This is a genomic window from Streptomyces sp. NPDC041814 (assembly GCF_055590565.1).
Window position 1 is genome coordinate 694,685 of record NZ_JBVJAM010000001.1, and the last position, 26,442, is coordinate 721,126.

22 protein-coding genes and 3 tRNA genes are annotated in these 26,442 nt (G+C 72.9%); 12 read left to right on the forward strand and 13 right to left on the reverse strand.

The window, feature by feature from the left end; all coding sequences use genetic code 11:
• Positions 1-45: 45 nt before the first annotated feature.
• A complete protein-coding gene (locus ACZ6C6_RS03165) occupies positions 46-474 on the reverse strand; it encodes an organic hydroperoxide resistance protein (RefSeq protein WP_469198526.1) in 429 nt (142 codons plus the stop codon).
• Positions 475-563: 89 nt separating this feature from the next.
• On the reverse strand, positions 564-1,583 hold the full coding sequence (locus tag ACZ6C6_RS03170) for an NADP-dependent oxidoreductase (RefSeq protein WP_469198528.1): 1,020 nt from the start codon (positions 1,581-1,583) through the stop codon (positions 564-566).
• 120 nt (positions 1,584-1,703) lie between these two features.
• Here ACZ6C6_RS03170 and ACZ6C6_RS03175 point away from each other — a divergent pair, with 120 nt between their 5' ends.
• The 4 genes from ACZ6C6_RS03175 (at position 1,704) to ACZ6C6_RS03190 (ending at position 5,511) form a co-directional block, all read left to right on the forward strand.
• The gene (locus tag ACZ6C6_RS03175; protein WP_469198530.1) at positions 1,704-2,129 is read left to right on the forward strand and encodes a MarR family winged helix-turn-helix transcriptional regulator; all 426 of its coding nucleotides are present in this window, start codon (positions 1,704-1,706) and stop codon (positions 2,127-2,129) included.
• A 65-nt stretch (positions 2,130-2,194) separates the two neighbouring features.
• Positions 2,195-2,701 (forward strand): hypothetical protein, encoded by a 507-nt coding sequence (locus ACZ6C6_RS03180; RefSeq protein WP_469199304.1) that lies wholly within the window; start codon positions 2,195-2,197, stop codon positions 2,699-2,701.
• A 170-nt stretch (positions 2,702-2,871) separates the two neighbouring features.
• Positions 2,872-3,909 carry a rod shape-determining protein gene (locus ACZ6C6_RS03185; RefSeq protein WP_469198532.1) on the forward strand — a complete coding sequence of 346 codons (1,038 nt, stop codon included), beginning with the start codon at positions 2,872-2,874 and terminating at the stop codon, positions 3,907-3,909.
• Between the two features lie 18 nt (positions 3,910-3,927).
• Positions 3,928-5,511 carry a sensor histidine kinase gene (locus tag ACZ6C6_RS03190; RefSeq protein ID WP_469198534.1) on the forward strand — a complete coding sequence of 528 codons (1,584 nt, stop codon included), beginning with the start codon at positions 3,928-3,930 and terminating at the stop codon, positions 5,509-5,511.
• Positions 5,512-5,523: 12 nt separating this feature from the next.
• On the opposite strand, the gene ACZ6C6_RS03195 is transcribed toward ACZ6C6_RS03190, so the two are convergent.
• Positions 5,524-5,955, reverse strand: a complete 432-nt coding sequence (locus tag ACZ6C6_RS03195; RefSeq protein WP_469198536.1) for an Lrp/AsnC family transcriptional regulator — start codon at positions 5,953-5,955, stop codon at positions 5,524-5,526.
• A 105-nt stretch (positions 5,956-6,060) separates the two neighbouring features.
• On the opposite strand from ACZ6C6_RS03195, the gene ACZ6C6_RS03200 reads away from it, so the two are divergent.
• From ACZ6C6_RS03200 to ACZ6C6_RS03215, 4 genes are all read left to right on the forward strand, one after another.
• Positions 6,061-7,272 carry an MFS transporter gene (locus ACZ6C6_RS03200; RefSeq protein WP_469198538.1) on the forward strand — a complete coding sequence of 404 codons (1,212 nt, stop codon included), beginning with the start codon at positions 6,061-6,063 and terminating at the stop codon, positions 7,270-7,272.
• A 117-nt stretch (positions 7,273-7,389) separates the two neighbouring features.
• Positions 7,390-8,850 (forward strand): acyl-CoA synthetase, encoded by a 1,461-nt coding sequence (locus tag ACZ6C6_RS03205; RefSeq protein WP_469199305.1) that lies wholly within the window; start codon positions 7,390-7,392, stop codon positions 8,848-8,850.
• A complete protein-coding gene (locus ACZ6C6_RS03210) occupies positions 8,843-10,198 on the forward strand; it encodes a carboxyl transferase domain-containing protein (protein WP_469198540.1) in 1,356 nt (451 codons plus the stop codon). Before ACZ6C6_RS03205 ends, ACZ6C6_RS03210 begins: the two co-directional genes overlap by 8 nt.
• Positions 10,199-10,242: 44 nt before the next feature.
• Complete coding sequence (locus ACZ6C6_RS03215) at positions 10,243-11,049, forward strand: VOC family protein (protein WP_469198542.1); 807 nt, start codon at positions 10,243-10,245, stop codon at positions 11,047-11,049.
• A gap of 4 nt (positions 11,050-11,053) precedes the next feature.
• Here ACZ6C6_RS03215 and ACZ6C6_RS03220 read toward each other — a convergent pair whose 3' ends face one another.
• The 4 genes from ACZ6C6_RS03220 to ACZ6C6_RS03235 all read right to left on the reverse strand — a co-directional run bounded on the left by ACZ6C6_RS03220 (position 11,054) and on the right by ACZ6C6_RS03235 (position 12,792).
• Positions 11,054-12,328: an MFS transporter gene (locus ACZ6C6_RS03220; protein WP_469199307.1), complete on the reverse strand. Its 1,275-nt coding sequence runs from the start codon at positions 12,326-12,328 to the stop codon at positions 11,054-11,056.
• A gap of 72 nt (positions 12,329-12,400) precedes the next feature.
• Positions 12,401-12,474 (reverse strand) — tRNA-Ile (locus tag ACZ6C6_RS03225).
• Between the two features lie 167 nt (positions 12,475-12,641).
• Positions 12,642-12,714, reverse strand: a tRNA-Asn gene (locus ACZ6C6_RS03230).
• A 5-nt stretch (positions 12,715-12,719) separates the two neighbouring features.
• Positions 12,720-12,792: transfer RNA gene (locus ACZ6C6_RS03235), tRNA-Asn, on the reverse strand.
• A 180-nt stretch (positions 12,793-12,972) separates the two neighbouring features.
• Here ACZ6C6_RS03235 and ACZ6C6_RS03240 point away from each other — a divergent pair.
• From ACZ6C6_RS03240 to ACZ6C6_RS03255, 4 genes are all read left to right on the forward strand, one after another.
• Positions 12,973-13,272, forward strand: a complete 300-nt coding sequence (locus ACZ6C6_RS03240; RefSeq protein ID WP_469199309.1) for a YtxH domain-containing protein — start codon at positions 12,973-12,975, stop codon at positions 13,270-13,272.
• 68 nt (positions 13,273-13,340) lie between these two features.
• Complete coding sequence (locus tag ACZ6C6_RS03245) at positions 13,341-14,786, forward strand: FGGY family carbohydrate kinase (protein WP_469198544.1); 1,446 nt, start codon at positions 13,341-13,343, stop codon at positions 14,784-14,786.
• Positions 14,787-14,921: 135 nt separating this feature from the next.
• The gene (locus tag ACZ6C6_RS03250) at positions 14,922-16,655 is read left to right on the forward strand and encodes an ABC transporter ATP-binding protein (protein WP_469198546.1); all 1,734 of its coding nucleotides are present in this window, start codon (positions 14,922-14,924) and stop codon (positions 16,653-16,655) included.
• Positions 16,655-18,586 (forward strand): ABC transporter ATP-binding protein, encoded by a 1,932-nt coding sequence (locus ACZ6C6_RS03255; RefSeq protein WP_469198548.1) that lies wholly within the window; start codon positions 16,655-16,657, stop codon positions 18,584-18,586. The genes ACZ6C6_RS03250 and ACZ6C6_RS03255 overlap by 1 nt, the downstream gene beginning before the upstream one ends.
• A gap of 79 nt (positions 18,587-18,665) precedes the next feature.
• Here ACZ6C6_RS03255 and ACZ6C6_RS03260 read toward each other — a convergent pair whose 3' ends face one another.
• The 6 genes from ACZ6C6_RS03260 to ACZ6C6_RS03285 form a co-directional block, all read right to left on the reverse strand.
• Positions 18,666-19,709, reverse strand: a complete 1,044-nt coding sequence (locus tag ACZ6C6_RS03260; RefSeq protein ID WP_469198550.1) for an RNA polymerase sigma factor — start codon at positions 19,707-19,709, stop codon at positions 18,666-18,668.
• A gap of 153 nt (positions 19,710-19,862) precedes the next feature.
• Complete coding sequence (gene dnaG, locus ACZ6C6_RS03265; protein WP_469198552.1) at positions 19,863-21,770, reverse strand: DNA primase; 1,908 nt, start codon at positions 21,768-21,770, stop codon at positions 19,863-19,865.
• Positions 21,771-21,876: 106 nt separating this feature from the next.
• The gene (locus ACZ6C6_RS03270) at positions 21,877-23,136 is read right to left on the reverse strand and encodes an NAD(P)/FAD-dependent oxidoreductase (protein ID WP_469198554.1); all 1,260 of its coding nucleotides are present in this window, start codon (positions 23,134-23,136) and stop codon (positions 21,877-21,879) included.
• 89 nt (positions 23,137-23,225) lie between these two features.
• Positions 23,226-24,548 carry a deoxyguanosinetriphosphate triphosphohydrolase gene (locus ACZ6C6_RS03275; protein WP_469198556.1) on the reverse strand — a complete coding sequence of 441 codons (1,323 nt, stop codon included), beginning with the start codon at positions 24,546-24,548 and terminating at the stop codon, positions 23,226-23,228.
• 36 nt (positions 24,549-24,584) lie between these two features.
• Positions 24,585-25,385: a sirohydrochlorin chelatase gene (locus ACZ6C6_RS03280; RefSeq protein WP_469198558.1), complete on the reverse strand. Its 801-nt coding sequence runs from the start codon at positions 25,383-25,385 to the stop codon at positions 24,585-24,587.
• 132 nt (positions 25,386-25,517) lie between these two features.
• Positions 25,518-26,336 carry a Cof-type HAD-IIB family hydrolase gene (locus ACZ6C6_RS03285; protein ID WP_469198560.1) on the reverse strand — a complete coding sequence of 273 codons (819 nt, stop codon included), beginning with the start codon at positions 26,334-26,336 and terminating at the stop codon, positions 25,518-25,520.
• Positions 26,337-26,442 lie beyond the last annotated feature (106 nt).

Sequence of the window (26,442 nt, forward strand, 5' to 3'; positions counted from 1 at the left end):
CTAGCGGGACCTGGGACGGGGCTCGGTTCAGTGGGGCGGGGGCGGTCAGGCGACCGCGAGCTCCACCTTGATGTTGCCGCGCGTGGCGTTCGAGTACGGGCAGACCTGGTGGGCCTTCTCGATGAGCGCCTGCGCGGTCGCCGTGTCGACGTTCGGGATGGTCGCGGTGATGGCGACCTCCAGGCCGAAGCCGCCGGCCTCGGTCTTGCCGATGGAGACCGCCGCCGTCACCGTGGAGCCGGAGATGTCGGCCTTCTCCTGGCGGGCGACGACGCCCAGCGCGCCCTGGAAGCAGGCGCTGTAGCCGGCGGCGAAGAGCTGCTCCGGGTTGGTGCCTGCGCCGCTGCCGCCCATCTCCTTCGGCGGGTTGACGACGACGTCGAGCTTGCCGTCGTCCGAGGCGACGCGGCCGTCCCGGCCGTTCTCGGCGGTGGCGACGGCGGTGTACGCGACGGCTATGTTCTGAATGGTCATGCTGAGGATTCCTCCTGCTGGTGCGCCGCGACTCGCGCCCACGATCGCGGCGGCCTGGGTTGAGCCTAACGGGTGCGGGGAAGGGCGGTTCAGCCGAGGGAGACGATCATCTTCCCGGTGTTCTCGCCGCGCAGCAGGCCGAGGAAGGCGTCGACGCCGTTCTCGATGCCCTCGACGACGGTCTCGCGGTACTTCAGCTCGCCGGAGGCCAGCCAGCCGGCCACGTCCTGGACGAACTGCTGCTGGAGGTCCTGGTGGTCGGCGACCAGCATGCCCTGGAGGCGCAGCCGCTTGCCGATGACCAGCGCGAGGTTGCGCGGGGCGGGGGTGGGCTCGGTGGCGTTGTACTGGGCGATCATGCCGCAGATGGTGGCGCGGCCGTGCACGTTGAACGAGGAGATCGCGGCCTCCAGGTGCTCACCGCCGACGTTGTCGAAGTAGACGTCGATGCCGTCGGGGGCGGCCTTGCGCAGCTGCTCGGCGACGGGGCCGTTCTTGTAGTTGAACGCGGCGTCGAAGCCGTACTCCTCGGTGAGGAGCTTGATCTTCTCGTCGGAACCCGCCGAGCCGATGACCCGGGAGGCGCCCTTGATCTTCGCCATCTGGCCGACCAGGCTGCCGACCGCACCGGCGGCGCCGGAGACGAAGACCGCGTCGCCCTCCTTGAAGGAGGCCACGTCGAACAGGCCGGCGTAGGCGGTGAGCCCGGGCATGCCGAGCACGCCGAGGTAGGCGGAGAGGGGGGCGATCGAGCCGTCGACCTTCACCGCGTGCTGGGCGGGGACGCTCGCGTACTCGCGCCAGCCGAGGCCGTGCAGGACGTGGTCGCCGACCTGGAAGCCCTCGGCGTTCGACGCGACGACCTCGCCGACGGCGCCGCCGTCCATGGGGTGGTCGAGCTTGAAGGGCGGGGTGTACGACTTCACGTCGTTCATCCGGCCGCGCATGTACGGGTCCACGGAGAAGTGCAGGTTGCGCACGAGGACCCGGCCCTCGGCCGGGGCGGCGACCGGGGCGTCACGCAGCGCGAAGTCCTCGGCCTTCGGCCAGCCGTGCGGGCGGGCGGTGAGGTGCCATTCGCGGCCGGACGCGGGAAGAGCTGCAGACATGGGCTCGGGGTCTCCTCGGTGTGGGGGTGCGGATGTCGCCGTGGCGAAAAGCTTCACCACATGAAACAACCATGCTCCTGGATATTTCACCTTGTCAAGCAACTGGGTATCCTGTGTGTCATGGCCTCCCCGCGCACAGATCCCCTGACCCTCGAAGTCATCGAGCTCATCGGCAGCGTCGTCGCGCGTTACTACGAGGAGTACGACCGGGCCGCCGCGGAGCACAGCCTCACGGGCGCGCAGGCCCGGGTCCTCGGACTGCTGTCCGTCGAGCCGCTCCCCATGCGCCGGATCGCCCAGAAGCTGAAGTGCGAGCCGTCCAATGTGACCGGGATCGTGGACCGGCTGGAGGCACGTGGCCTGGTGGAACGGCGCCCGGACCCGGCCGACCGCCGGGTGAAGCTGGCGGCGCCGACCGAGCGGGGGGCGGCGACGGCCGCGCAGCTGCGGGACGCGCTGGACTTCGCGCGGGAGCCGCTGGCGGGGCTGTCCGCGGCGGACCGGACGGTGCTGCGGGACCTGCTGCGGCGGATGCTGGGCGTGTGAGCGGCGCCGCGCCCGCCGGGCCGGGCTTCGGGCCCCGTGAGTTCCAGCTCGTCCTGTTGCGCCGGATGGCGGACCACCAGCCGGGTCTGGTGGAGGACGCCCGGCACGAGTTGAGCGCGACGCCCGCGGAGATGCGGGAGGCGAACCGGCGCTGGCAGGCCATGGTCCGGGCCCCGCACGGGCGGGGCGCGCTGCGGCGCTACCGGTCGGTGCTCGGGGAGCCGGAGTCGGCGGGGCGCCGGGTCCTCGGCGACCTGGAGTTCGACGTGCTGCTGTGGCCGGTGCCGCTCTGGCCGGAGCTGCGGTTCGAGGTGATGGTGGCGCCGGGCGGGGCGGTGTGGAACGAGTGGCTGGTACGGGCACCGGGCGCCGCCGCGCCGGTGCTGCTCGGCGTGGACGACCTGGTGCCCTGGTCGTGCACCGTGGACGAGGTCGCCCGGGCCTTCGCGCCGGCCCGCCCGATGGAGGGGAGCGCGCCGACGCGGTTCGCGCTGCGGATGGGGGGCGCGGCGGAGCCGTGGATCGCGGAGTTCACGTGGGGGTTGCTGCAGCGGGTCGTGCCGGGAGGCTGAGGGCGCCTCGATCGCCTGACGGGCCGGATCGCGTGCGACGCGCTCGACACGCCGTCAGGTTGTCCCCCCTCCGGCCCAGTCCAGCGGGCGTGGAGGCCCCGAACGGCGCAGGCTTTCAGGAGAGCCGGCTGCCCGTCGGTCGCCCTCAACGCTCTCGGGAGGAACCCGCCGTGACCGTCAGCCTTGAGCAGTTGCGCCGTTGCCATGTCGCCGTCGACCTGGGCGCCTCCCGCACCCGGGTCTACGTCAAGGGGCCCGGCCTCGTCGTGGACGAGCCGAGTGTCGCCGCCGTCAACACCCGTACCGGCTCACTGATCGCCGTGGGCGCCCTCGCCGAGCAGATGACCGGCCGGACACCGGACTACATCCGGGTGGCCCGGCCCGTCTCCGGCGGGACCGTCGTGGACATCGAGATGGCCCAGCGCATGCTGCGCCACCTGCTCGGCGAGAAGCTCCGGCGGCAGCTGCGCCGCAAGCCCTGGCTGCGCGCCGCCGCCTGCACCCCGCACGACAGCGACCCGCTCGCGCGGCGGGCCTCCGTGGAGACGCTGGTCGGCCTCGGCGCCCGGCGGGTGGAGCTGGTCGACACCCTGATCGCGGCGGCCGTCGGCTGCGGGCTTCCGGTCGAGCAGCCGACCGCGACCATGATCATGGTGTGCGGGGCCGCGACGACGCAGATCGCGGTGCTCTCGCTCGGCTCGATCGTGACGGCGGTGCGCCTCCCGGTCGGCGGCGACGCCATCGACCACGCGGTCATCCAGCACCTGCGCCAGCACCATGAACTGATGCTGCCGAGCCAGTCCGTGCGCCCTCTCCAGCTCGCCCTGAGCGGCAACGGGCTGACCGCACAGGGCCCCTCGGTCACCGAGATCCACGGCCGTGACGTCGCCACCGGCCTCGCCCGGTCCGTCAAGGTCGACACCGCCGCCATCCGGCAGGCGATCCACCGCCCGCTCACCGCGGTCCTCGACGGCGTCGGCAAGGTGCTGCGGGACTGCCCGCCCGACCTGGTCGCCGACCTCGCGGACTGCGGGATCACGATGGTCGGCGGGAGCGCCCTGCTGCCCGGACTCGACCGGATGCTGCGCGACGCGACCGGCGTGCCGGTGCACATCGCGGAGCGGCCCGACACCTGCTCGATCCTCGGCCTGGGCGCCATGATGGAGGGCGAGATCAGCCCCCTGGTGCTCGACCCGCTGGCGAGCTGACCCCGGCGGGAGCGGCGGATGACGGACCGGCCGGCCGGGGCGCTCCCGGACCGCGGCCTGCCCAGGTCGCCGCTGCTGCCCCGGCTCCTCGAAGCCGTGCTGAGCGTCGGCTCGGACCTCGAACTCCGGGCCACGCTCCAGCAGATCATCGACACCGCGACCGCCCTGACCGACGCCCGGTACGGGGCGCTCGGCGTACTGGACCCCGGCCGCGGCACCATCCGCGAGCTGTACGTATGCGGGATGACCGAGGACGAGCAGGCGGCGATCGGTGACTTCCCGGACGGCCACACGGGCCTGCTCGGCGCGCTCGTGGACGCGCCGGGCCCGCTGCGCTCCGACGACCTCCCGGCCGATCCGCGCGCCACCGGCATCCCGCCCGGGCATCCCCCGATGCGCTCGTTCCTCGGTGCCCCGATCCGGGTCCACCACGAGGTCTTCGGCAACATCTACCTCGCCGAGAAGCACACCGGCCACTTCACCGAGACCGACGCGGGGCTGCTGAAGGTCCTGTCCGCGCAGGCGGGCATCGCGATCGGCAACGCCCGGCTGTACGAGAGCGCCCGCCAGCGGGAACGCTGGGTCGAGGGCGCGGCGGCCGTCACCAACACCCTGCTCACCGGGGCGAACCCGTCCGACGCGCTGATGACGGTGGCGGAGCGGGCGCGACTGCTCAGTGACGCCGCCGCCGGGGTGATCCTTCAGCCCACCGAGGAGGGCGGGATGGAGATCGTCGCCGCCTCGGGGCCGGAGGACCCGGCGGAGCTGGTGGGCACGGCGATCGAGCCCGGTTCGCCGGTCCTGGTGCAGCTGCTGGGCGGCGAGGCCGTGTTCATCGAGGACTCGGCGACCGATCCCCGGATGACGACGCCGGTACGGTCGCGGTTCGGGCCGAGCATGATGCTGCCGTTGCAGAGCGGGGGCCGGCTCATCGGGACGCTCGCCCTGCCCCGGCGGCGCGGAGGCCGCCCCTACACCGGCGTGGACCGGCTGCTGGCCGCCCAGTTCGCCTCGCAGGCCGCGCTGGCGCTGGTGCTGGCGGACTCGCAGCATGACCGGGAGCGGCTGGCGGTGTACGAGGACCGCGACCGGATCGCGCGGGACCTGCACGATCTGGTCGTCCAGCGGCTGTTCGCCACCGAGATGATGCTGGAGTCGACGCGCCGCAGGGCCGGTGCCGGGGAGACGGGCGAGCTCCTCGGGACGGCCGTCGACGAGCTGGACTCCACGATCCAGGAAGTGCGGACGGCCATCTTCGCGCTCCAGCAGCCGCCGGCCGAGGCCCCCGCCACCTTCCGCGGCCGGGTGCTGCGGGAGACCGGGGGCGCGGCGGCGGTGCTCGGCTTCCAGCCGTCGGTGCGGTTCGCCGGGGCGGTGGACGCGCTGGTGGCGGAGCCGGTCGGCGGGCGGCTGCTCGCGGTGCTGCGGGGCGCCCTGGCGGCGGCGCACCGGCGGGCGGGGGTGTCGGCGATCGAGGTGGAGGTGGACGCGACGGCCACCCTGCCGGACGGGCGGGGCGCGGTCCGCCTCACGGTGACGGACGACGGACGCGAGCCGGACGGTTCGCGGGCGGAGGCGGTGACCTGGGAGGCTCCGCTGTGAGGGCGCCGGGCGTCACGCGCCGGGCGCGGCCCTCAGGGCGACCCGGGTGTTCGAGTGGGCGACGCCCGCCTCGCGCTTGAGACGGCGCAGGAGGGTGTCGAGGGCCGCGGTGTCGGCGGCGGTGGCGCGTACGAGATAGTCGTGGCCGCCCGTCACGTGCACGACCTCGGTGATGCCGGGCAGGGTCAGCACCGCCCGTTCGAAGGTCTCGTTGGTGGTGTCCATCCGCAGGGTCACGTCGATGAAGACGACGAGCCCGGTGCGGGTGTCGGCGGCCGGGTCCACGATCACCGTGAAACCGCGGATGACGCCGTCCTTGCGCAGCCGCCGGACCCGGTCGGCCGCCGCGTTGGCACTGAGCCCGACCCGTACGCCCAAGTCGCGGTACGAGATCCGGGCGTCCTCCTGGAGGACGCCGAGGATTTCCCTGTCCAGACGATCCATGGTCCCCATTGTCGCAGTTTCGACGCATATGCGTAGAACGGGAGGCGTCCCCCGTACGGAGCAGGCCGACGGGCCCGCGGTCCGTGACCGTCCTTGACTGGCCGTGTGGACACAGCCGCGAAGCAGTCACCCCCACCCGTGGACGCCCCGGGCCCCGCCGCGTACCGGAATCTGATCATGGCCACGATCGGCTTCACGCTCACCTTCTGGGCGTGGAACCTGATCGCGCCGATGTCGGGGGACTACAAGGACCGCCTCGGCCTGAGCTCGTTCCAGCAGTCGCTGCTGGTGGCGGTGCCGGTGCTGGTCGGCTCGCTGGGCCGGATCCCGGTGGGCGCGCTGACCGACAAGTTCGGGGCGCGGCTGATGTTCCCGCTGACCTCGGCGCTCACCATCCTGCCGGTGCTGCTGCTGATCCCGGCGAAGAACTCGTACGGGGCGATGCTCGCCGTGGGGTTCCTGCTGGGCGTCGGCGGCACGACGTTCGCGATCGGCATCCCGCTGGTCAACTCGTGGTTCCCGCCCGCCAAACGCGGTCTCGCGCTCGGCGTCTTCGGCATGGGCATGGGCGGCGTCGCGCTGTCCGGCTACTTCACGCCGCGCATCGCCAAGCACGGCGACAACCTGCCGTTCCTCGTGGTCGCCGGCGCCCTCGTGGTGTACGCGGCGCTCTCCGGGCTGCTCATCAACGACCACCCGGGCCGCAAGGTGCCGACCGATTCGCTGGCGCACCGGCTGGGCTCGGCGGGCCGGCTGCGGGTCACCTGGGAGCTGTCCGCGCTGTACGCGATCGGCTTCGGCGGCATCGTCGCGTTCGGCGTGTACCTGCCGACGTACCTCAAGACCTGGTACGAGCTGACGCCGACCGACGCGGGCACGAAGGCGGCCGGGTTCGCCCTGGTCACGGTCATCTTCCGGCCGATCGGCGGCTGGCTCTCGGACCGGATCCACCCGGCGCTCGTCACCTCGGTGGCACTGGGGGTGGCCGCCCTGATGGCGATCGTCCAGGCCTTCGACCCGCGCCTCGACCCGACCGGCACCATCGCGCTGCTGGTCATGGCGGCAGGGCTGGGCACGGCGAGCGGCAGTGTCTTCGCCCTCGTCTCGCAGGTCACCCCGCAGGCGAAGGTGGGCAGCGTGACCGGCATCGTCGGCGCGATGGGCGGACTCGGCGGGTTCGTGCCGCCGCTGGTGATGGGCGCGATCTACAGCGCGAAGAACTCGTACTCGATCGGCTTCATGCTCCTGTCCGACCTGGCGCTGGCGGGCTGTGTGTACGCGTACGGGCGCATGCGGAACGTGCGGCGGGACGGGTGAGGGGCGCGGCGCGCGCACCGGGCGCGGGCGGTCTGCCCGTGCCGGGGCGTGAAGCGGGCCTCATTCGCGCCGGTTCCGGGGCCGGGGGCAGCGCCGCGATCTAGGGTGCGCAGGGTGATGCCACTTCTGCCCGCACTCCAGGACGTGTCCGGTCCGGCAGCCGCCCGCGAGGCCGTCCGGTTCGACGACGTCACCCTCACCTACTCCGGGCTGGCCCGGGTCACGGACGCCCTGGCGGCCCGCCTCACCGGCGCCGGCCGGGTCGCCGTCTGGGCCACACCGACCGCGCACACCGTCATCGCGGTGGTCGCCGCGCTCCGGGCCGGGGTGCCGGCCGTCCCGCTGAACCCGAGGACCGGGGAACGGGAACTGGCGCACATCGTCGCGGACAGCGCACCCTCGCTGGTGCTCGCCTCGCCCGCCGACGCGCTCCCGCCCGCCCTGGCCGGTCTCGGACGCCTCGACGTCACCACCGCGCCCACGGGCCCCGCGCCCGCCGCCGTCCTCCCGGAACCGGACCCGGAGTCCCCCGCGCTCGTCGTGTACACCTCCGGGACGACCGGCCCGCCGAAGGGCGCCGTCCTCCCCCGCCGGGCGCTCGCCGCCTCGTTGGACGCGCTGGAGGACGCCTGGCGGTGGACCGCCGACGACGTCCTGGTGCACGCGCTCCCCCTGTTCCACGTGCACGGGCTGATCCTCGGCGTCCTGGGGCCCCTGCGCCGGGGCGGCTCGGTGCGCCACCTGGGCCGGTTCTCGCCGGAGGGCGTGGCCCGGGAGCTGTCCTCGGGCGGCACGATGCTGTTCGGCGTACCGACCATGTACCACCGGCTCGCCGAGGCGCTGGCGGACCCGGACGCCCCGGCCGGGCTCGCGAAGGCCCTGGCGGGCGCCCGGCTGCTGGTCTCCGGGTCGGCCGCGCTGCCGGTCCACGACCACGAGCGCATCGCGGCGGCGACGGGCCGCCGGGTCATCGAGCGGTACGGCATGACGGAGACCCTGATGAACACGGGCGTACGGGCCGACGGGGCCCCGCGCCCCGGCACGGTCGGCCCGCCCCTGCGCGGGGTGGAGCTGCGCCTGGTCGAGGAGGACGGCACCCCGCTCACCGGCGCGGACGCGATCGGCGAGATCCAGGTGCGCGGCCCGAACCTGTTCACCGGCTATCTGAACCGGCCCGACGCCACGGCCGCCGCGCTCACCGCCGACGGCTGGTTCCGCACGGGCGACATGGCCACGCTCGACCCGGACGGCTATGTGCGCATCGTCGGCCGCAAGGCGACGGACCTGATCAAGAGCGGCGGCTACAAGATCGGCGCGGGGGAGATCGAGAACGCCCTGCTCGACCACCCCGGGGTGCGGGAGGCGGCGGTCACCGGCGAGCCCGACGCGGACCTGGGCGAGCGGATCGTGGCCTGGGTGGTGCCCGCCGACCCGGCCGCCCCGCCCACCGCCGAACAACTGGCCGCCCATGTCGCCGCCCAGCTGGCCCCGCACAAGCGCCCGCGCACCGTCCGCTATCTGGACGCGCTGCCGCGCAACGACCTCGGCAAGATCATGAAGCGGGCGCTCCATGGCTGAGCGGCTGACGGCGCGCGAGGCGATCGCCGCCCTCGCCGACGCCTTCACGGAGCTGCCCGCCCCCGCCGGGGACACCACCGGCGACGGCCCGCTCGGCTGGACCGGCTACGCGGACGCGCGCGCCCGGGCCACCGCCCGCACCGGCGAGCAGGAGTCCGTCGTGCACGGCACCGCCACGGTCGGCGGACATCCCTGCGTGCTGATCTCCTTCGAATTCGGGTTCCTGGGCGGGTCGCTCGGGCAGCGCACCGGGGACCGCCTCGAAGCAGCGTACGAGGAGGCGGTCACCCGGCGGCTGCCGCTCGTCTCGCTCATCGCGACGGGCGGCAGCCGGATGCAGGAGGGCATGGTCGCGCTGACCCAGCTCCAGCGGGTGGCGCGGGCCTCGGCCCGGCTGCGGGCGGCGGGCCCGGCGCAGGTCGCGGTCCTGCGCGACCCGACGACCGGCGGCGGCTGGGCCACGCTGGGCGCGGGCGCGGATGTGATCCTGGCGGTGCCCGGGGCGCAGATCGGGTTCGCCGGGTCGCGGGTGCGTCCGGCGGACGCCGACCCCGCCGCGTACACCGCCGAGGGGCAGCTCGCGGCCGGTTCGGTCGACGCGGTCGTGGCGCCCGGGGAGCTGCCGGCCGCGGTCGGCGGCTGGCTCGGCCTGCTCTCCCGGCAGGACGGCCCGCCCTCCCCCGCCCCGGTCCCGGCGGCGCTCGCGGCGACGGACGCCCCGGAGACGGGCTGGGACGCGGTGCTCCGGGCGCGGGCGGCGGACCGGCCGCGCGCCGGGGCCTATCTGGACGCCTACTTCGAAGCGCGCCTGCCGCTGAGCGGCGACCGCTGCGGCGGCACGGACCCGGGGCTGCTGTGCGGTTTCGGGATGCGCGAGGGGCGGGCGGTGGCGTACGTGGCGCAGTGCGGTACGGCGACGCGCCCGGCCGGCTACCGCACGGCGGCCCGGGTGATCCGGCTCGCCGACCGGCTCGGCGTCCCGGTCCTCACGCTGGTCGACACCCCGGGCGCCGCCAACGACGCGGAGGCGGAGCGGACGGGCGCGGGGGCGGCCATCGCGGACGCCTTCGCGGCGGTGGCGGCGGCCGGGGTGCCGGTCACCACGCTGGTGATCGGCGAGGGCGGCTCGGGCGGAGCACTGGCGCTGGCCGCGCCGGACAACACGCACGTCACCCCGGACAGCTATTTCTCGGTCATCGCGCCGGAGCTCGCCGCCGCGATCCTGAAGCGCTCCCCGGACCGGGTCCGGGAAACGGCCGGCCAACTGCAACTGCGCCCGCAGGACCTGGTGGACCTGGGCGTGGCCCGCTCGGTGGCGGGCCCGCGAGCCGACAGGCAGGGGGCGTGAAGGCTGGCTAGCGTGAACAAGGGGGCAATCATCCGTACGAGGAGATGACCACGATGCCCGCAGAAACGACCGAGGGCACACCGTGCTGGGCCGACGCGACGTTCACCGATCTGGAGGGCGCCAAACGCTTCTACGGTGAGCTGCTGGGCTGGACGTTCGGCGAATCGCTGCCGGAGTACGGCAACTACACCCAGGCCCAGGTGGACGGCAAGGCGGTCGCCGCGCTGATGCCGCCGGGCCCGGGCGGGATGCCGACCGGCTGGTGCCTGTACCTGGCCTCGCCGGACGCTGCCGCCACCGCGTCGAAGATCCGCGACAACGGCGGCACCGTCCTGGTGGAGCCCATGCGGGTCGGCGAGTTCGGCACGATGGTGCTGGCCACCGACCCGGGCGGGGTGACCTTCGGCGTCTGGCAGCCCGGCAGCCACCAGGGCTTCGAGGCCGTCCGGGTTCCCGGTGCCTTCGCCTGGGCCGAGGTCTTCACCCGCGCGCCGGAGAAGGCGGACGCCTTCTTCCCGGCGGTCTTCGGGTACGGCGTGCAGCGCATGGCGGACGACGGGGCCGACTTCACGCTCTACGACCTGGGCGCCGACCCGGTCCTGGGCCGTATGAAGATGACGGACGACTTCCCGGCGGAGGTGCCGCCGTACGTGAACGTGTACTTCGGGGTGGACGACTGCGACGCGGCGGTGGAGAAGGCGAAGTCGCTGGGCGCGACGCTGCGGTTCGGCCCGATGACCATCCCGTTCGGCAGGTTCGCCGCGCTCACGGACCCGCAGGGCGCGCCGTTCTCGGTGTTCGACAGCGGCACGACGGGCGGTGAGATGCCGAAGCTGGAGCGGGAGGTGTAGCCCTTCACGCCTCGGGGTTGCGGGCGTCGTACCGGGCGAACGCGGGCCACCGCAGCGCGAGCAGCCCCACGGCGACGGCACACGCGATCCCGCCCCCGGTCACGGCGAGGCCCGGCGAGGTGAGGTCGGCGGCCGACCCGGCGATGAAGTCCCCCAGCCGGGGCCCGCCGGCGACCACCACGATGAAGACGCCCTGGAGCCGGCCGCGCAGCTCGTCCGGCACGGCCGCCTGGAGCATGGTGTTGCGGAAGACCATGGACGTGGTGTCGGCGGCCCCGGCGAGCGCGAGGAACAGGATGCCGAGCCAGAGCTGGCGGGTGAGCCCGAAGACGGCGACGGCGGCGCCCCAGCAGGCGACGGCGACCAGGACCGCGAGACCGTGCCGGCGGACGCTCCCGAGCCACCCGGAGAACACCCCGCCGAGGAGCGCCCCCAGCGCCGGTGCGGCGACGAGCAGTCCGGTGGTCTTCGCGTCACCCCCGTACCAGAGGACGGCGACGACGGGGAAGAGCGCGCGGGGCTGGGCGAGGACCATGGCGCACAGGTCGCTGAGGAACGTCATCCGCAGATTGGGCCGGGTCCCGAGGAACCGCAGCCCGTCCAGCACGGAGGCCCGCTTCCGGTCCGCCGCGTCGTCCCGCTCGGGCAGCATGGAGGGCAGCCGCCACATCGCGTAGAGGGAGGCCGTGAAGGTGACGGCGTCGACCCCGTACGCGGCGCGGTAGCCCCACCAGCCGACGATGAGGCCGCCGAGCATGGGCCCGACGAGCGTGCCGGTGGTGCTGGTCATGGAGTTCAGCGCGTTGGCGGCGGGCAGCTGCTCGGCCGGCAGCAGCCGGGCGATCATCGAGCTGCGGGCGGGCGAGTTGAGCGCGAAGCAGACGGCCTGGAGCGCGACGACCCCGTACAGCACCCCCACCCGCTCGACCCCGGCGAGGGTGACCCCGACGAGCGCCACCGACAGCAGGAACGAGCCGAAGGCGCTGACCAGTCCCAGCTTCCGCCGGTCCACGGTGTCCGCGACGGCACCGCCGTACAGCCCGAACACCACGAGCGGCACCAGCGAACACGCCCCGATGAGTCCCACCGAGAACGCGGACCCGGTCAGGTCGTACACCTGCAACGAGACCGCGAGCGCGGTCATCCCCTGCCCGATCCAGGAGACGGTGTTCCCGAACCAGAGCCGCCGGTAGTCGGGCGAGATCCGCAAAGGGGTCAGATCGGCGAATATCCGCCGCCGAGCCACCGGTTCGTCGGCGCCCTCGGCGGATTCGGTCAGGGATTCGGTCACGCGGAATGGTATCGACCACCCACCGGCGCCGTATGCGCCGGTCGGATCGATTCTGCTCGGTGGGGCGGGTGGGACTCGAACCCACGGCCGACGGATTATGAGTCCGCTGCTCTAACCGGCTGAGCTACCGCCCCGTCTCGGCGTGGCGCGTACAAGTGTGCGCACCGTCTGCCGCAGCATAGCCGGTCATACGATCTCCCGCTGCGGCTGCCCGGCTCCTGATGACCATGAAGACGGCGCCGCCCGCCGACCGGTTCCGGACACACGAAAAAGGACCCCGAAGGGGGTCCTCTTCCGATCGCTCCCCCGACTGGACTCGAACCAGTAACCCTCCGGTTAACAGCCGAATGCTCTGCCAATTGAGCTACAGGGGATCGCGCTCCCCCGACTGGACTCGAACCAGTAACCTGCCGGTTAACAGCCGGCTGCTCTGCCAATTGAGCTACAGGGGATTGCTGCGGTGCCTCGAACGTACCTGCCTGGCGGATGCCGGGCGGCGCGCGCTCGCTGCGACACATACATTAGCGCAAGCAGGGGGGTGCTTTGCCAATCGGTATCGGCCGGGGTGATCTCGGGCGTCTGCGGGTAGGCGGGCAGCACACGTCGCACGGAGCGAAGGAAGGGTGGCAGCCATGCGGTACCGGCTCACGTTCATCGCCGGAATGGCCCTCGGATACGTGCTCGGCACGCGGGCCGGGCGCGAGCGTTACGAGCAGCTGAAGAAGTCCGCGCGCCAGTTCGCCCAGAACCCGGCCGTGCGCAACACCTGCGAGACCGCGGCCCAGAGCGGCCGGGAGTTCGCGGGGAAGGCGTACCACGCCGTGGGCGAGAAGGTCGGCGACAAGGTGCCGGCGTCCGTGACCGACCGGGTCCGGTCCTTCCGGGGACGCGGGAACGGCGTGGAGGACGACTGGGGGACCACCAACACCTAGCCGGCCCCGCCGCCGCTCTGCCGCACCACCGGTACGGGAAACCTCCGGAGGTGCGGCAGAATCTGTGTATGGGCATAGTCGCCGGCTTGGACAGTTCTTCCGCGTTCACACACATCGTGGTCTGCGATACGGACACGGGCGCCGTACTGCGCGAGGGATACGCCCCGCACCCCGTCGAGGCCAAGGCCACCGAGGCCGACCCGCAGGCGTGGCTGCTCTCCCTGGGTGAGGCCGCCACCGGCGGGCTGCTCGAAGGGGTGCAGGCCATCGGCGTCTCCGCGCAGCAGCACGGCCTCGTCCCCCTGGACCACCAGGGCAACCTCGTACGCCCCGCGCTGCTCGGCAACGACAAGCGGGCGCAGGCCGCCGCGGCCGATCTGATCGACGGGCTGGGCGGGCGGCAGGCGTGGGCCGAGGCGGTCGGCGCGGTGCCGCAGGCCGCCCAGCCGGTGGCGAAGCTGCGCTGGCTCGCGCGGTCCGAGCCGGAGCAGGCGCAGCGGGTGGCGGCGGTGCTCCAGCCGCACGACTGGCTCGTGTGGCAGTTGCTCGGGCGGCCGGCCCGGCGGACCACCGACCGGGGCGCCGCGTCCGGCACGGGCTACTGGTCGGCGGGGACCGAGTCCTACCGGCCGGACCTGGTGGAGCTGGCGCTCGGGCACCAGGCCGCGCTGCCGGAGGTGCTCGGCCCGTCCGACGCCGCCGGGATGACGCCGGAGGGGCTGCTGATCTCCGCGGGCACCGGCGAGACCATGGCGGCGGCCTTCGGGCTGGGCGTCGGCGTCGGGGACGCGGTCGTGTCGCTGGGGGCCTCGGGCTCCGTCATGGCCGTGCATCACGAGGCGCTGGCCGATCCGACCGGGATGATCACGTCGTTCGCCGACGCGACGGGCATGCATCTGCCGGTGGTGCACACGTCGAACGCCGTACGCGCGCTGCGCGGGACCGCCGAGATGCTGGACGTGGAAGGGCTTGAGGCCCTGTCCGCGCTGGCGCTGAAGTCGACGCCGGGCTCCTCGGGGCTCGTGCTCCTGCCGTATCTGGAGGGCGAGCGCACCCCGCAGCTGCCGCACACGGCCGGGACCCTGTGCGGGCTGCGGCGCGAGTCGATGAAGCCGGAGCACCTGGCGCGGGCCTCCTTCGAGGGGATGCTCTGCTCACTGGCGGACGCGCTCGACGTGCTGCGCGGCCGGGGCGTGGAGGTGCGGCGGGTCTTCCTGCTGGGCGCGGCGGCCGAGCTGCCGGCGGTGCGTCAGCTGGCGCCCGCACTGCTGGGGACGCAGGTGGTCGTGCCGCAGCCCGCCCAGTACGCGGCGCTGGGCGCGGCCCGGCAGGCGGCTTGGGCGCTCGGGGTCTCGCAGGGGGCGCTCGACGGGCGCACTCCCCCGGGCTGGCAGGGCGCGGCGGCACAGGTGCTGGAGCCCGGCGAGGAGCTGGCCGTGGGCCAGGCGGTGCGCCAGCAGTACATCGCCACGCGGGACCAGATTCACCCGGGAGCGTTCGACCCGGCACGGTGAGTGCGGAGGGACCGCGAAATTATGGACCGGGTCCGTTTTTTGACCTGGACTTGAATAAAAACGTTCGCGGTCCCGGCGAGCGGTGCCGGAAGATGGGTCGGCTCCCCCGACCTACGCCGACTCCGAGAGACACGCGTGCTCATAAAACTCCTGCGGGCCTATCTCGGTCCGTACAAGAAACCCATCGCGGTGCTGGTCGTCTTCCAGCTGTTGCAGACCTGCGCCACGCTCTACCTGCCGACCCTCAACGCCGACATCATCGACAACGGTGTCGTGCGGGGGGACACGGGCTACATCCTCCAGTACGGCGGCGTGATGATCGTCGTCAGCATCGCCCAGGTGGTCTGCAACATCGGGGCCGTCTACATCGGCGCCCGCACCGCGTCCGCGCTCGGGCGGGACGTGCGGGCGTCGGTCTTCGACCGGGTGCAGTCCTTCTCCGCGCGCGAGGTCGGGCGGTTCGGCGCCCCCTCGCTGATCACCCGCACGACCAATGACGTCCAGCAGGTACAGATGCTGGTCCTGATGACGTTCACGCTGATGGTGTCGGCGCCGATCATGTGTGTCGGCGGCATCATCATGGCGCTGGGCCAGGACGTGCCGCTCTCGGCGGTGCTGCTCGCGGTGGTGCCGGTCCTCGGGGTCGCGGTCAGTCTGATCGTGCGGAAGATGCGCCCCCTGTTCCGCCAGATGCAGAAGCGGCTCGACACCGTGAACCGGGTGCTGCGTGAGCAGATCACCGGCAACCGCGTCATCCGCGCGTTCGTGCGCGACACGTACGAGGAAGGGCGCTTCCGGGGCGCCAACACCGAGCTGACGGACGTGGCGCTGTCGACGGGCCGGCTGATGGCCCTGATGTTCCCGACCGTGATGACCGTCGTGAACGTGTCGTCCATCGCGGTGGTCTGGTTCGGCGCGCACCGCATCGACAGCGGCGGGATGGAGATCGGCGCGCTGACCGCGTTCCTCGCCTATCTGATGCAGATCGTCATGTCGGTCATGATGGCGACCTTCATGTTCATGATGGTGCCGCGCGCCGAGGTGTGCGCCGAGCGCATCCAGGAGGTCCTGGAGACCGAGTCCAGCGTCGTCCCGCCCGTCGAGCCGGTGCGCGAGCTGCGCGCCCACGGCCACCTGGAGGTGCGCGGCGCGGACTTCCGCTACCCGGGCGCCGAGGAGCCGGTGCTGCGGGCGGTCGACCTGGTGGCCCGGCCGGGCGAGACGACCGCGATCATCGGGTCGACGGGCAGCGGCAAGTCGACGCTGCTCGGGCTCGTACCCCGGCTGTTCGACGTGACGGACGGCCAGGTGCTGGTCGACGGTACCGATGTGCGGACGCTGGAGCCGGCGCTGCTGGCGAAGACCGTGAGCCTGGTCCCGCAGAAGCCGTACCTGTTCTCCGGGACGGTCGCGACGAACCTGCGGTACGGGAATCCGGACGCGACCGACGAGGAGCTGTGGCACGCGCTGGAGGTGGCCCAGGCGAAGGAGTTCGTCCAGGGCCTGGAGCACGGGCTCGACGCGCCGATCGCGCAGGGCGGCACCAACGTCTCCGGCGGTCAGCGCCAGCGGCTCTCGATCGCGCGGACGCTGGTGCAGCGACCGGAGATCTACCTCTTCGACGACTCGTTCTCGGCGCTGGACTACGCGACCGACGCGGCGCTGCGGGCGGCGCTCGGCCGGGAGACCGCCGAGGCGACCGTGGTGATCGTGGCCCAGCGGGTCTCCACCATCCGCGAGGCCGACCGGATCGTCGTGCTGGACGAGGGGCGGGTCGTCGGGACCGGCACCCATCACGAGCTGATGGACGGCAATGACACGTACCGGGAGATCGTGCTCTCCCAGCTGACGGAAGCGGAGGCCGCGTAATGGCCGGGCCTGGCGGACGCATGATGGCGGGCGGGGCGCCGACCGAGCGGTCCATGGACTTCAAGGGGTCCTCGAAGCGGCTGCTGAAGCGCTTCGCCGTCGAGAAGAACACCCTGTACCTGATGCTGGTCGCGGTCGCGTTCAGCGTCGGGCTCTCCGTGGTCGGCCCGAAGATCCTCGGCAAGGCGACCGACCTGGTCTTCGCCGGGGTCATCGGCCGGTCCATGGACGCGGGGACGACCAAGGAGCAGGCCGTCGAGGGCCTGCGCAGGAGCAACAGCGGCCTGGCCGACATGCTGTCCGGGGTGGACTTCACGCCGGGGCAGGGCATCGACTTCGGCGCGGTGGGCGACGTCCTGCTGATGGCGCTCGCGGTGTACGTCGGCGCGGGGCTGCTGATGCTGGTGTCGACGCGGCTGTCGATCCGGATCATCAACCGGGTCGTGTTCCAGCTGCGCGAGGACATCCAGACGAAGCTGTCGCGGCTGCCGCTCTCGTACTTCGACCGCGCCAAGCGCGGCGAGGTGCTGAGCCGGGCGACGAACGACATCGACAACATCTCGCAGACGATGCAGCAGACGATGGGCCAGCTCATCAACTCGCTCCTGACGATCATCGGCGTGCTGGTGATGATGTTCTGGATCTCGCCGCTGCTGGCGCTGGTCGCGCTGGTGACCGTGCCGCTGTCGGTGGTCGTGGCCACGAAGGTCGGCAAGCGCTCGCAGCCGCAGTTCGTGCAGCAGTGGAAGGTGACGGGCAAGCTCAACGCCCACATCGAGGAGATGTACACCGGCCACACCCTGGTGAAGGTCTTCGGCCGGCAGGAGGAGTCCGCGAAGGACTTCGCCGAGCAGAACGAGGCGCTGTACGAGGCCGGGTTCAAGGCCCAGTTCAACAGCGGGATCATGCAGCCGCTGATGATGTTCGTGTCGAACCTGAACTACGTGCTGATCGCCGTGGTCGGCGGGCTCCGGGTCGCGTCGGGCTCCCTGTCGATCGGTGATGTGCAGGCGTTCATCCAGTACTCGCGCCAGTTCTCGATGCCGCTGACCCAGGTCGCCTCGATGGCCAACCTGGTGCAGTCCGGTGTGGCGTCGGCGGAGCGGATCTTCGAGCTGCTGGACGCCGAGGAGCAGGAGGCCGACCCGGCGAAGGGCGAGGGCGAGCACCCCGGCGTCCTGCGCGGCAGCGTCGCGCTGGAGCACGTGTCGTTCCGCTACGACCCGGAGAAGCCGCTCATCGAGGACCTCTCGCTGAACGTCGAACCGGGCCACACGGTCGCGATCGTCGGCCCGACGGGCGCCGGCAAGACGACGCTGGTCAACCTGCTGATGCGGTTCTACGAGGTGACGGGCGGCCGGATCACGCTGGACGGCGTCGACATCGCGAGGATGTCCCGGGCGGACCTGCGCTCCGGCATCGGCATGGTCCTCCAGGACACCTGGCTGTTCGGCGGGACCATCGCGGAGAACATCGCCTACGGCGCCTCCGGTGACGTCAGCCGGGAGCGCATCGAGGAGGCGGCGCGGGCGGCCCACGCTGACCGGTTCATCCGGACCCTGCCGGACGGTTACGACACGGTGATCGACGACGAGGGCTCCGGGGTCAGCGCGGGCGAGAAGCAGCTGATCACGATCGCCCGGGCGTTCCTGTCCGACCCGGTGATACTCGTGCTGGACGAGGCGACCAGCTCCGTCGACACCCGGACCGAGGTGCTGATCCAGAAGGCGATGGCGGGCCTGGCACACGGCCGTACGAGCTTCGTGATCGCGCACCGGCTCTCCACCATCCGGGACGCCGACGTCATCCTGGTCATGGAGAACGGCTCGATCGTGGAGCAGGGCACGCACGACGAGCTGCTGGACGCGAAGGGCGCCTACGCCCGGCTGTACGCGGCGCAGTTCGCCCAGGCGGTCGCCGAGGTCGACTAGGGCCTGTCCGACCCTGATCCGCCGGACGGGCTCTGACGGTACGGCGGCTCCGCGGCTGCCTCGGGTGCACGCGTGCGTGTCAGTCGAGGTAGCCGCGGAGCTGGTCGGCGGAGGCGTGGTCGCGGAGTCTGTTGAGGGTCCTGGACTCGATCTGGCGGATGCGTTCGCGCGTCACGCCGAAGATGCGGCCGATCTCCTCCAGGGTGCGGGGCCGTCCGTCGACCAGCCCGTAGCGCAGCTGGACCACCTTGCGTTCGCGTTCGCCCAGGGTGGAGAGCACCGCCTCCAGATGCTGGCGCAGCAGCAGGAAGGCGGCGGACTCCACGGGGGACGCGGCGTCCCCGTCCTCGATGAGGTCGCCGAGCGAGACGTCCTCCTCCTCGCCGACCGGGGCGTGCAGCGAGACGGGTTCCTGGGCCAGGCGCAGGATCTCGCCGACCCGTTCGGGCGTCAGGTCGAGGTGGGCGGCGACCTCTTCGGGCGTGGGCTCGTAGCCGCGTTCCTGGAGCATGCGGCGCTGGACCCGGACGACGCGGTTGATCAGCTCCACGACGTGGACCGGGACTCTTATGGTCCGGGCCTGGTCGGCGAGGGCGCGGGACATGGCCTGCCGGATCCACCAGGTCGCGTACGTCGAGAACTTGTAGCCGCGCGCGTAGTCGAACTTCTCGACGGCGCGGATCAGCCCGAGGTTCCCCTCCTGGACGAGGTCGAGCATGGTCAGGCCGCGGCCCACATAGCGCTTGGCGACGGAGACGACGAGGCGCAGATTGGCCTCGATGAGCCGGCGTTTGGCCACGCGGCCCATGACGACGAGCCGGTCCAGGTCGACGGCGAGGCGGGTGTCGGGGTCCGGGGTGCGGGCGAGGCGTTCCTCGGCGAACAGGCCGGCCTCGATGCGCTGGGCGAGCTCCACCTCGTCGGCCGCGGTGAGCAGCGGGATGCGCCCGATCTCGCGCAGATACTGGCGGAACAGGTCCGAGGTGGGCCCGGCCTCCGGTCTCCCGCGCGGCTCCGGGGGCTCGTCCGGCTCCTCCATGACCCCTTCGGGGTGGTGCGCGGCCATGGCCCGTAAGGGGACGGCCGGGGCGCGTTCGGCTTCGGTGACGGTCCGGGTCTGCACGGGGGCGACCTCCAGGTGATCGCTGCCGGACCGCGGGGGTGGGGCCGCGCTCCGATGACTCAGGGCACCGCCATCAGTGTGGGGTACGACACACAGCCGCCACGAGGGGCGTGCGGTGACTTTCTGAGTCCGTTCCGTGACGGCCCGGTTACGTCACAGGGCGTCGGCCCCGTGGTTGCGCAGGGTCTGGGCGTACTGCTGGAGGACCCAGACCTCGTTCTGCGCGGCGGCGAGGTGGTCGGGGGCCACGTTGCTGCCGAGGCGGGCCAGGCTGCTCTGGACGTCGTTGATCCGGCGGTCGACGGCGCGCAGGCGGACCTTGACCAGGTGCTCCCCGGCGTAGGCCTCGTCGATGGACTTGCCGTGGAAGACCTCGACGGCGAGCTCGGTGATCAGCTTGCGGACGGATTCGTTGGGCGTGGCGTCGAGCACCCGGACGAGATATTCGCGGCTGTCGGCGAGGCCCTGCTCGGCGCCGCCCGCCTCCTCGACGCACTGGCGCACGGCGGCGTAGGGCGGTGCGGTGAACTCGTCGGCTCCGTAGGCGTCGAAGGCGGGCGCGACGAGTTCGGGGCGCTGGAGGGCGAGCTTGAGCAGTTCCCGCTCGGTGCGGTGGGCGGGGCTGCGGAGGTTGAGCGCGGGCCCTGAGGGGGCGGGCGGGGCCTGGACCTGCTGGTGGCGGGCGCCGCCGCGGGCGGCGGGGGCGGGTCCGCGCCGGTCGCCGCCCCGGCCGCGCGCCCACTGGGCGAGCTGGTTGATCCGGTGGACGACGTACTCCTGGTCCAGGATGCCGATGAAGCCGGCCAGCTGGACGGCGACCTCGCGCTGGACGCTGCCCGTCTTGATCTTGGCGACGACGGGGGCGGCCTCGTCCAGCGCGGCGGCGCGGCCGGCCGGGGTCTCCAGGTCGTACCGCCCGACGATCTGGCGGAGCGCGAACTCGAAGAGCGGGGTGCGCGGTTCGACCAGGTCGCGGACGGCGTCGTCGCCCTTGACCAGGCGCAGGTCGCACGGGTCCATGTTGTCCGGGGCGATGGCGATGTACGTCTCGGCGGCGAACTTCTGGTCGTCCTCGAAGGCGCGCAGGGCGGCCTTCTGACCGGCCGCGTCGCCGTCGAAGGTGAAGATCACGCGGGCGCTGCCGTTGTCCATGAGGAGGCGGCGGAGGATCTTGATGTGGTCGCCACCGAAGGCGGTGCCGCAGGTGGCGATGGCGGTGGTGACTCCGGCGAGGTGGCAGGCCATCACATCGGTGTAGCCCTCGACCACGACGGCCCGGCTGGACTTGGCGATCTCCTTCTTGGCCAGGTCGATGCCGTACAGCACCTGGGACTTCTTGTAGATCGGGGTCTCGGGGGTGTTGAGGTACTTCGGCCCGTTGTCGTCGTCGCGGAGCTTGCGGGCGCCGAAGCCGACGACGTCCCCGGCGGTGTCGCGGATGGGCCACATCAGGCGGCCCCGGAAACGGTCGATGGGGCCGCGCCTGCCGTCCTGGGAGAGGCCGGAGGTGATCAGCTCCTTGTCGCTGAAGCCCTTGCCGCGCAGGAAGCGGGTGAGGTGGTCCCAGCCGGCCGGGCTGTAGCCGACGCCGAAGTGGGCGGCGGCGGCCTGGTCGAAGCCCCGGTCCGCGAGGAACTTGCGGCCGATCTCGGCCTCGGGGCCGTTCAGCTGGTCCACGTAGAACTGGGCGGCCGCCTTGTGCGCCTCGACCAGCCTGATCCGCTCGCCGCGCTGGTGGGAGGGGTTGTAGCCGCCCTCCTCGTAGCGCAGGGTGATGCCGGCCTTGGCGGCGAGCCGTTCGACCACCTCCGCGAAGGTCAGGTGGTCGATCTTCTGCACGAAGGCGATCGTGTCGCCGCCCTCCTGGCAGCCGAAGCAGTGGAAGAGACCCTTGCTCGGACTGACCTGGAAGGACGGGGACTTCTCGTCGTGGAAGGGGCAGAGGCCCTTGAGGTTGCCCCCGCCCGCGTTGCGCAGCTGGAGGTACTCGGAAACGACGGCGTCGATCGGGACCGCGTCCCGTACCGCCTTCACATCGTCGTCATTGATCCTGCCTGCCACGCCTTGAAGTCTACGGGTGGGCTCGGACAAGGACGGCGCGGGCGGGGTCGGTACCGGGCCGGCGCGGGGTGCGGGAGCTGATGCCCGCGCACCGGCCCGGGTCCGCTCAGACCAGGGATTCCAGGGGCACCGAGGGGTCGGCCAGGGCGTCCGGGTCGACGGGGCTGCCGGCCCGGATCAGCTTCTGCACGTGCTCCGTGACGTCCCACACGTTGACGTTCATCCCGGCGAGTACGGTGCGGTCCTTCAGCCAGAACGCGATGAACCGGCGCTTGCCCGCGTCGCCCCGGATGACCACCTGGTCGTAGGAGCCGGGCGGGGCCCAGCCGGAGTACTCCAGGCCCAGGTCGTACTGGTCGGAGAAGAAGTAGGGGACCCGGTCGTAGGCGACGTCCTGGCCGAGCATGGCCCGGGCCGCGGCCGGGCCGCCGTTCAGCGCGTTGGCCCAGTGCTCGACCCGCAGCCGGGTCCCGAGCAGCGGATGGGCGGCGCTCGCCACGTCACCGGCGGCGTAGATGTGCGGGTCGCTGGTGCGGAGCGAGGCGTCGACCGCGATGCCGCCGCCCTCCTCGCGCGGGGCGATCTCCAGCCCTGCCGCCTCGGCGAGCGCGGTGCGGGGGGCGGCACCGATCGCGGCGAGGACGTCGTGGGCGGGGTGCTCCTCCCCGTCGTCGGTGCGCACCGCGAGGACCATGCCGTCCTGGCCGACGATCTCGGTGAGCCGGCCGCCGAAGTGGAAGCGGACGCCGTGGTCGCTGTGGAGCTCGGTGAAGATCTGGCCGAGCTCCGGGCCGATGACCCGGAGCAGCGGGGTGGCCTCCGGTTCGACCACGGTGACCTCGGCGCCGTAGCCGCGGGCGGCCGCCGCGACCTCCAGGCCGATCCAGCCGGCCCCGGCGATCACCAGGTGGCCGTTGTCGCGGCCGAGGGCGGCGAGGACGTTGCGCAGCCGTTCGGCGTGGGCGAGGCGGCGCAGGTGGTGGACGCCGGCCAGGCCGGTGCCGGGGACGTCGAGGCGGCGGGGTTCGGAGCCGGTGGCGAGCAGCAGCTTGTCGTAGTGGATGACGGTGCCGTCGCCCGTCTCCACGGTGCGCGCCGCGCGGTTCAGGGCGGTGACGGACTGGCCGAGGTGCAGTTCGATCTCGGCGCCCGCGTACCAGGCGGTCTCGTGGACGAAGACGCTGTCGCGGTCCTCTTTACCGGTCAGGTACCCCTTGGACAGCGGTGGGCGTTCGTACGGATGGTCGCGCTCGTCGCCGATCAGGATGACCCGGCCGCTGAATCCCTCCGCCCGGAGCGTCTGGGCTGCCTTCGCCCCGGCGAGTCCTCCGCCGACGATGACGAACGTCCGATGTGCGTCGACCACGTGATGCCTCCTCGGTGCTTGCTGCGCGGCGCCAACTGCGAGCGTCCCGCACGCAGCGTAATGGGGGAAGGGGGTGTGGCCCGATCAGGTCACTCCCGGTGGCGGCCGGGTGCTCCGCCGAGGTGGGCGTGCAGGGTGCGGGCTGAGGCGTCGGTGAGGGCGGCGATCTGGTCCACGAGGACCCGCTTGCGGGCGCGGTCGTCGGGCGCCGACTCGTACAGCGCGCGCAGCTGCGGTTCGAGCCCTTCGGGGGCGCGGGCGGTGAGCGCGGCGGCCAGCTCGGCGATGACGATGCGCTGGTCGGCGCGGATCTCCTCCTGCTCGGCGCGCTGCATCACGTAGCGGTCGGCGATGGCCTTGAGCACCGCGCACTCGTTGCGCGTGGCGCGCGGGACGACCAGTTCGGCGGCGTAACGGGTGAGGCGTCCGGTGCCGTGCCCCTGGCGGGTGGCGGTCTCGGCGGCGAGGCAGAAGCGGCCGATCAGCTGGCTGGTGGCGTCCTTCAGGCGGGCCTGGGCGACGGCGGACCCGTCGTAGCCGTGCGGCCACCACTCCTGGGCGATGAGCCGGTCGAGCGCGTCGGCGAGCTCCTGCGGGTCGGTGCCGGCGGGGACGTAGCGGCCGATGGCGACGTCCCAGATGTCGCGGCGCTCCGGCTCGGCCTCCAGGCAGTCGGGGTCGATGTGCCCCGCGTGCAGCCCGTCCTCGAAGTCGTGCACGGAGTACGCCACGTCGTCGGACCAGTCCATGACCTGGGCCTCGAAGCACTTGCGGTCGCGGGGCGCGCCCTCGCGGAACCACTGGAAGACCGGCAGGTCGTCCTCGTAGACCCCGAATTTGGGCGAGCCGGGGTCGGTGGGGTGGGCGCCCCGGGGCCAGGGGTACTTGGTGGCGGCGTCGAGGGCGGCGCGGGTGAGGTTGAGGCCGACGCTGACCAGGTCGCCGGTGCGGGTGTCGGGGATGAAGCGCTTGGGTTCGAGGCGGGTGAGCAGCCGGAGCGACTGGGCGTTGCCCTCGAAGCCGCCGCAGTCGGACGCGAAGTCGTTGAGCGCCTGCTCGCCGTTGTGGCCGAAAGGCGGGTGTCCCATGTCGTGGGAGAGGCAGGCCGCCTCCACCAGGTCGGGGTCGCAGCCGAGGGCGGCGCCGAGCTCGCGGCCGACCTGGGCGCACTCCAGGGAGTGGGTGAGCCGGGTGCGCGGGCTGGCGTCCCAGGCGGGGCCGCGGGTGCCGGGCGTGACGACCTGGGTCTTACCGGCGAGCCTGCGCAGCGCCGCGGAGTGCAGCACGCGGGCGCGGTCGCGCTGGAAGGCGGTGCGGCCGGGCCGTTTGTCCGGCTCGGGGTCCCAGCGCTCGGCGTCGGCCGGTCCGTAGGGGGCCGTACCGGGGTGCTGTGTGCCGTCCGTGCCGTTCATGGGTCCGACAGTAATCCGCCGCACCGACAGGACGGGTCAGGCGGAGGCCGGGAAGCGCGTGTGCACGGGTATGCCGTCCGGGGCCGCTCCGGCCGCGCGCGCCTGGTCGTAGCGGTGCAGGAGCAGCCGGGCCAGCGCGGGGTGGGCGCCGAGCGGCGCGGCGGCGATCCACGGCGCGTGGGCGGCGGCGGCCGAGGCGAAGCGCCCGGGCGCGGTGAAGTAGGAGGCGACCGCGATCCGGCGGTGGCCCCGGGCGGCGAGCGCGCGCACGGCGGCGGGCACGGTGGGCGAGGCGGCCGAGGCGTAGGCGGGCACGACGGGCACGCCGCCGAGCCGTTCCCCGAGCAGCAGCGCGGTGTGCCGGGCGTCGGCCGCCGATTCGGGGTCGCGCGACCCGGCGGCCGCGAGGACGACGGCGCTCCCCCGCTCCGAGGCGTGCCAGCCGGCCTCGGTGAGCCGGTCGTGCAGCGCCTCCACCAGCAGCGGGTGCGGCCCGAGCGGCGCGGCGACCCTGGCCCGCAGGGCGGTGGCGGCGGCGACGGACGCGGGGATGTCGTGCTTGACGTGGTGCCCGCGCCCGAGCAGCAGCGGTACGAGGACGGCCTCGCCGGCGCCGAGGGCGTGCAGGGCGTCCGGCAGGAGCGGCGCGTTGAGCTCTATGTGGCCGAGGCGGACGTCGAGCCCGGGGCGCAGTTCGCGGACCCGGTCCAGGAGGGCGGCCACGGCGCGCGGGGTGCGGGGGTCCCGGCTGCCGTGGGCGACGGCGACCAGGGCGGGGGCGGCGGACGCCGGACGGGTTGCGGGGCCGGGCGGGGGGAGGTGCCGGATGCGGTGCATGAGGTGATGGTGGCGGACGCACGTTGCCGGGGCGTTGCATGGCGGTCACGGAGGTTTTCCGGGGGCTCACGCGGGAAGCGCGGGGGTGGCGGGCTCACGGGGGCGCGCAGGCCGCCGGGCCCGCCCTCTCCCTCAGCCCCTCCCCCGCGCCGCGAACAGGTGCTCGATGACCTGGGCCACCCCGTCCTCCTCGTTGGTCCGGGCGTGCGTCGGCACGGCGGCGAGCACCGCCGGGTGGGCGTTGGCCATGGCGTAGCCCGTACCGGCCCAGGCGAGGACGGTGAGGTCGTTGGGCATGTCGCCGAACGCGATGACGTCCGCCGCCTCGATGCCCCGCTCGGCGCAGAGCACCGAGAGCGCGCCGGCCTTGGTGACGCCGGGTGCGCTGATCTCCAGCAGCCCGTGCCCGCCGGAGTGGGTCAACTGGACGGTGTCGCCGGCCCCCTGGCGGGCGGCGGCGAGCAGGGTGTCCGCGTCGAGCTGTTCTGTCCAGGCGAGGAGCTTGGTGACGGGGGCCTCGGTGAGCCACAGCTCGGCGAGGGACGCGACGGGGAGTTCGGCGCCCTCGTCCTCGGACAGGCGCAGCCGGTAGGCCGGTTCGTAGAAGACCTGGTTGCCGGTCTCCAGGGCGAAGCCGACGCCGGGGACGGAGTCGGAGAGCGCGGTGGCGACCTGCTGGGCGACGGACAGGGACAGCATCTGCGAGGAGACGACGCTGCGGCTCGCCATGTCGTAGACGAGCGCGCCGTTGCTGCACACCGCCGTGCCCACGAGGCCGGTGGCCTCGGCGAGCCGGTCCACGAAGCGGGGCGGCCGCGCGGTGACGATGACGATCTCCGCCCCGGCCTCCTCGGCGGTGCGCAGGGCGCGCAGGGTGCGCGGGGAGAGCGAGCCGTCACCGCGCAGCAGGGTGCCGTCGAGATCGGAGGCGATCAACCGTGGAAGCGACATCGCCCGATGGTACGCGGGCGGTCCTGCGCGGTCCGAGAACCCTTTCGGCCTTCGGAACGTCCAGTAGGGCAGGGGCTGCTCGGCCCCGGCGGCAGGGGCGGGCGAG

Coding starts and splice junctions, on each gene's coding strand:
- ACZ6C6_RS03280 (WP_469198558.1), bottom strand. CDS start 25,385: ATGCACCGCATCCGGCACCTCCCCCCGCCCGGCCCCGCAACCCGTCCG.
- ACZ6C6_RS03170 (WP_469198528.1), bottom strand. CDS start 1,583: ATGTCTGCAGCTCTTCCCGCGTCCGGCCGCGAATGGCACCTCACCGCC.
- ACZ6C6_RS03275 (WP_469198556.1), bottom strand. CDS start 24,548: ATGAACGGCACGGACGGCACACAGCACCCCGGTACGGCCCCCTACGGA.
- ACZ6C6_RS03180 (WP_469199304.1), top strand. CDS start 2,195: ATGGCGGACCACCAGCCGGGTCTGGTGGAGGACGCCCGGCACGAGTTG.
- ACZ6C6_RS03215 (WP_469198542.1), top strand. CDS start 10,243: ATGACCACGATGCCCGCAGAAACGACCGAGGGCACACCGTGCTGGGCC.
- ACZ6C6_RS03210 (WP_469198540.1), top strand. CDS start 8,843: ATGGCTGAGCGGCTGACGGCGCGCGAGGCGATCGCCGCCCTCGCCGAC.
- ACZ6C6_RS03190 (WP_469198534.1), top strand. CDS start 3,928: ATGACGGACCGGCCGGCCGGGGCGCTCCCGGACCGCGGCCTGCCCAGG.
- ACZ6C6_RS03255 (WP_469198548.1), top strand. CDS start 16,655: ATGGCCGGGCCTGGCGGACGCATGATGGCGGGCGGGGCGCCGACCGAG.
- ACZ6C6_RS03285 (WP_469198560.1), bottom strand. CDS start 26,336: ATGTCGCTTCCACGGTTGATCGCCTCCGATCTCGACGGCACCCTGCTG.
- ACZ6C6_RS03245 (WP_469198544.1), top strand. CDS start 13,341: ATGGGCATAGTCGCCGGCTTGGACAGTTCTTCCGCGTTCACACACATC.
- ACZ6C6_RS03205 (WP_469199305.1), top strand. CDS start 7,390: ATGCCACTTCTGCCCGCACTCCAGGACGTGTCCGGTCCGGCAGCCGCC.
- ACZ6C6_RS03165 (WP_469198526.1), bottom strand. CDS start 474: ATGACCATTCAGAACATAGCCGTCGCGTACACCGCCGTCGCCACCGCC.
- ACZ6C6_RS03175 (WP_469198530.1), top strand. CDS start 1,704: ATGGCCTCCCCGCGCACAGATCCCCTGACCCTCGAAGTCATCGAGCTC.
- ACZ6C6_RS03195 (WP_469198536.1), bottom strand. CDS start 5,955: ATGGATCGTCTGGACAGGGAAATCCTCGGCGTCCTCCAGGAGGACGCC.
- ACZ6C6_RS03240 (WP_469199309.1), top strand. CDS start 12,973: ATGCGGTACCGGCTCACGTTCATCGCCGGAATGGCCCTCGGATACGTG.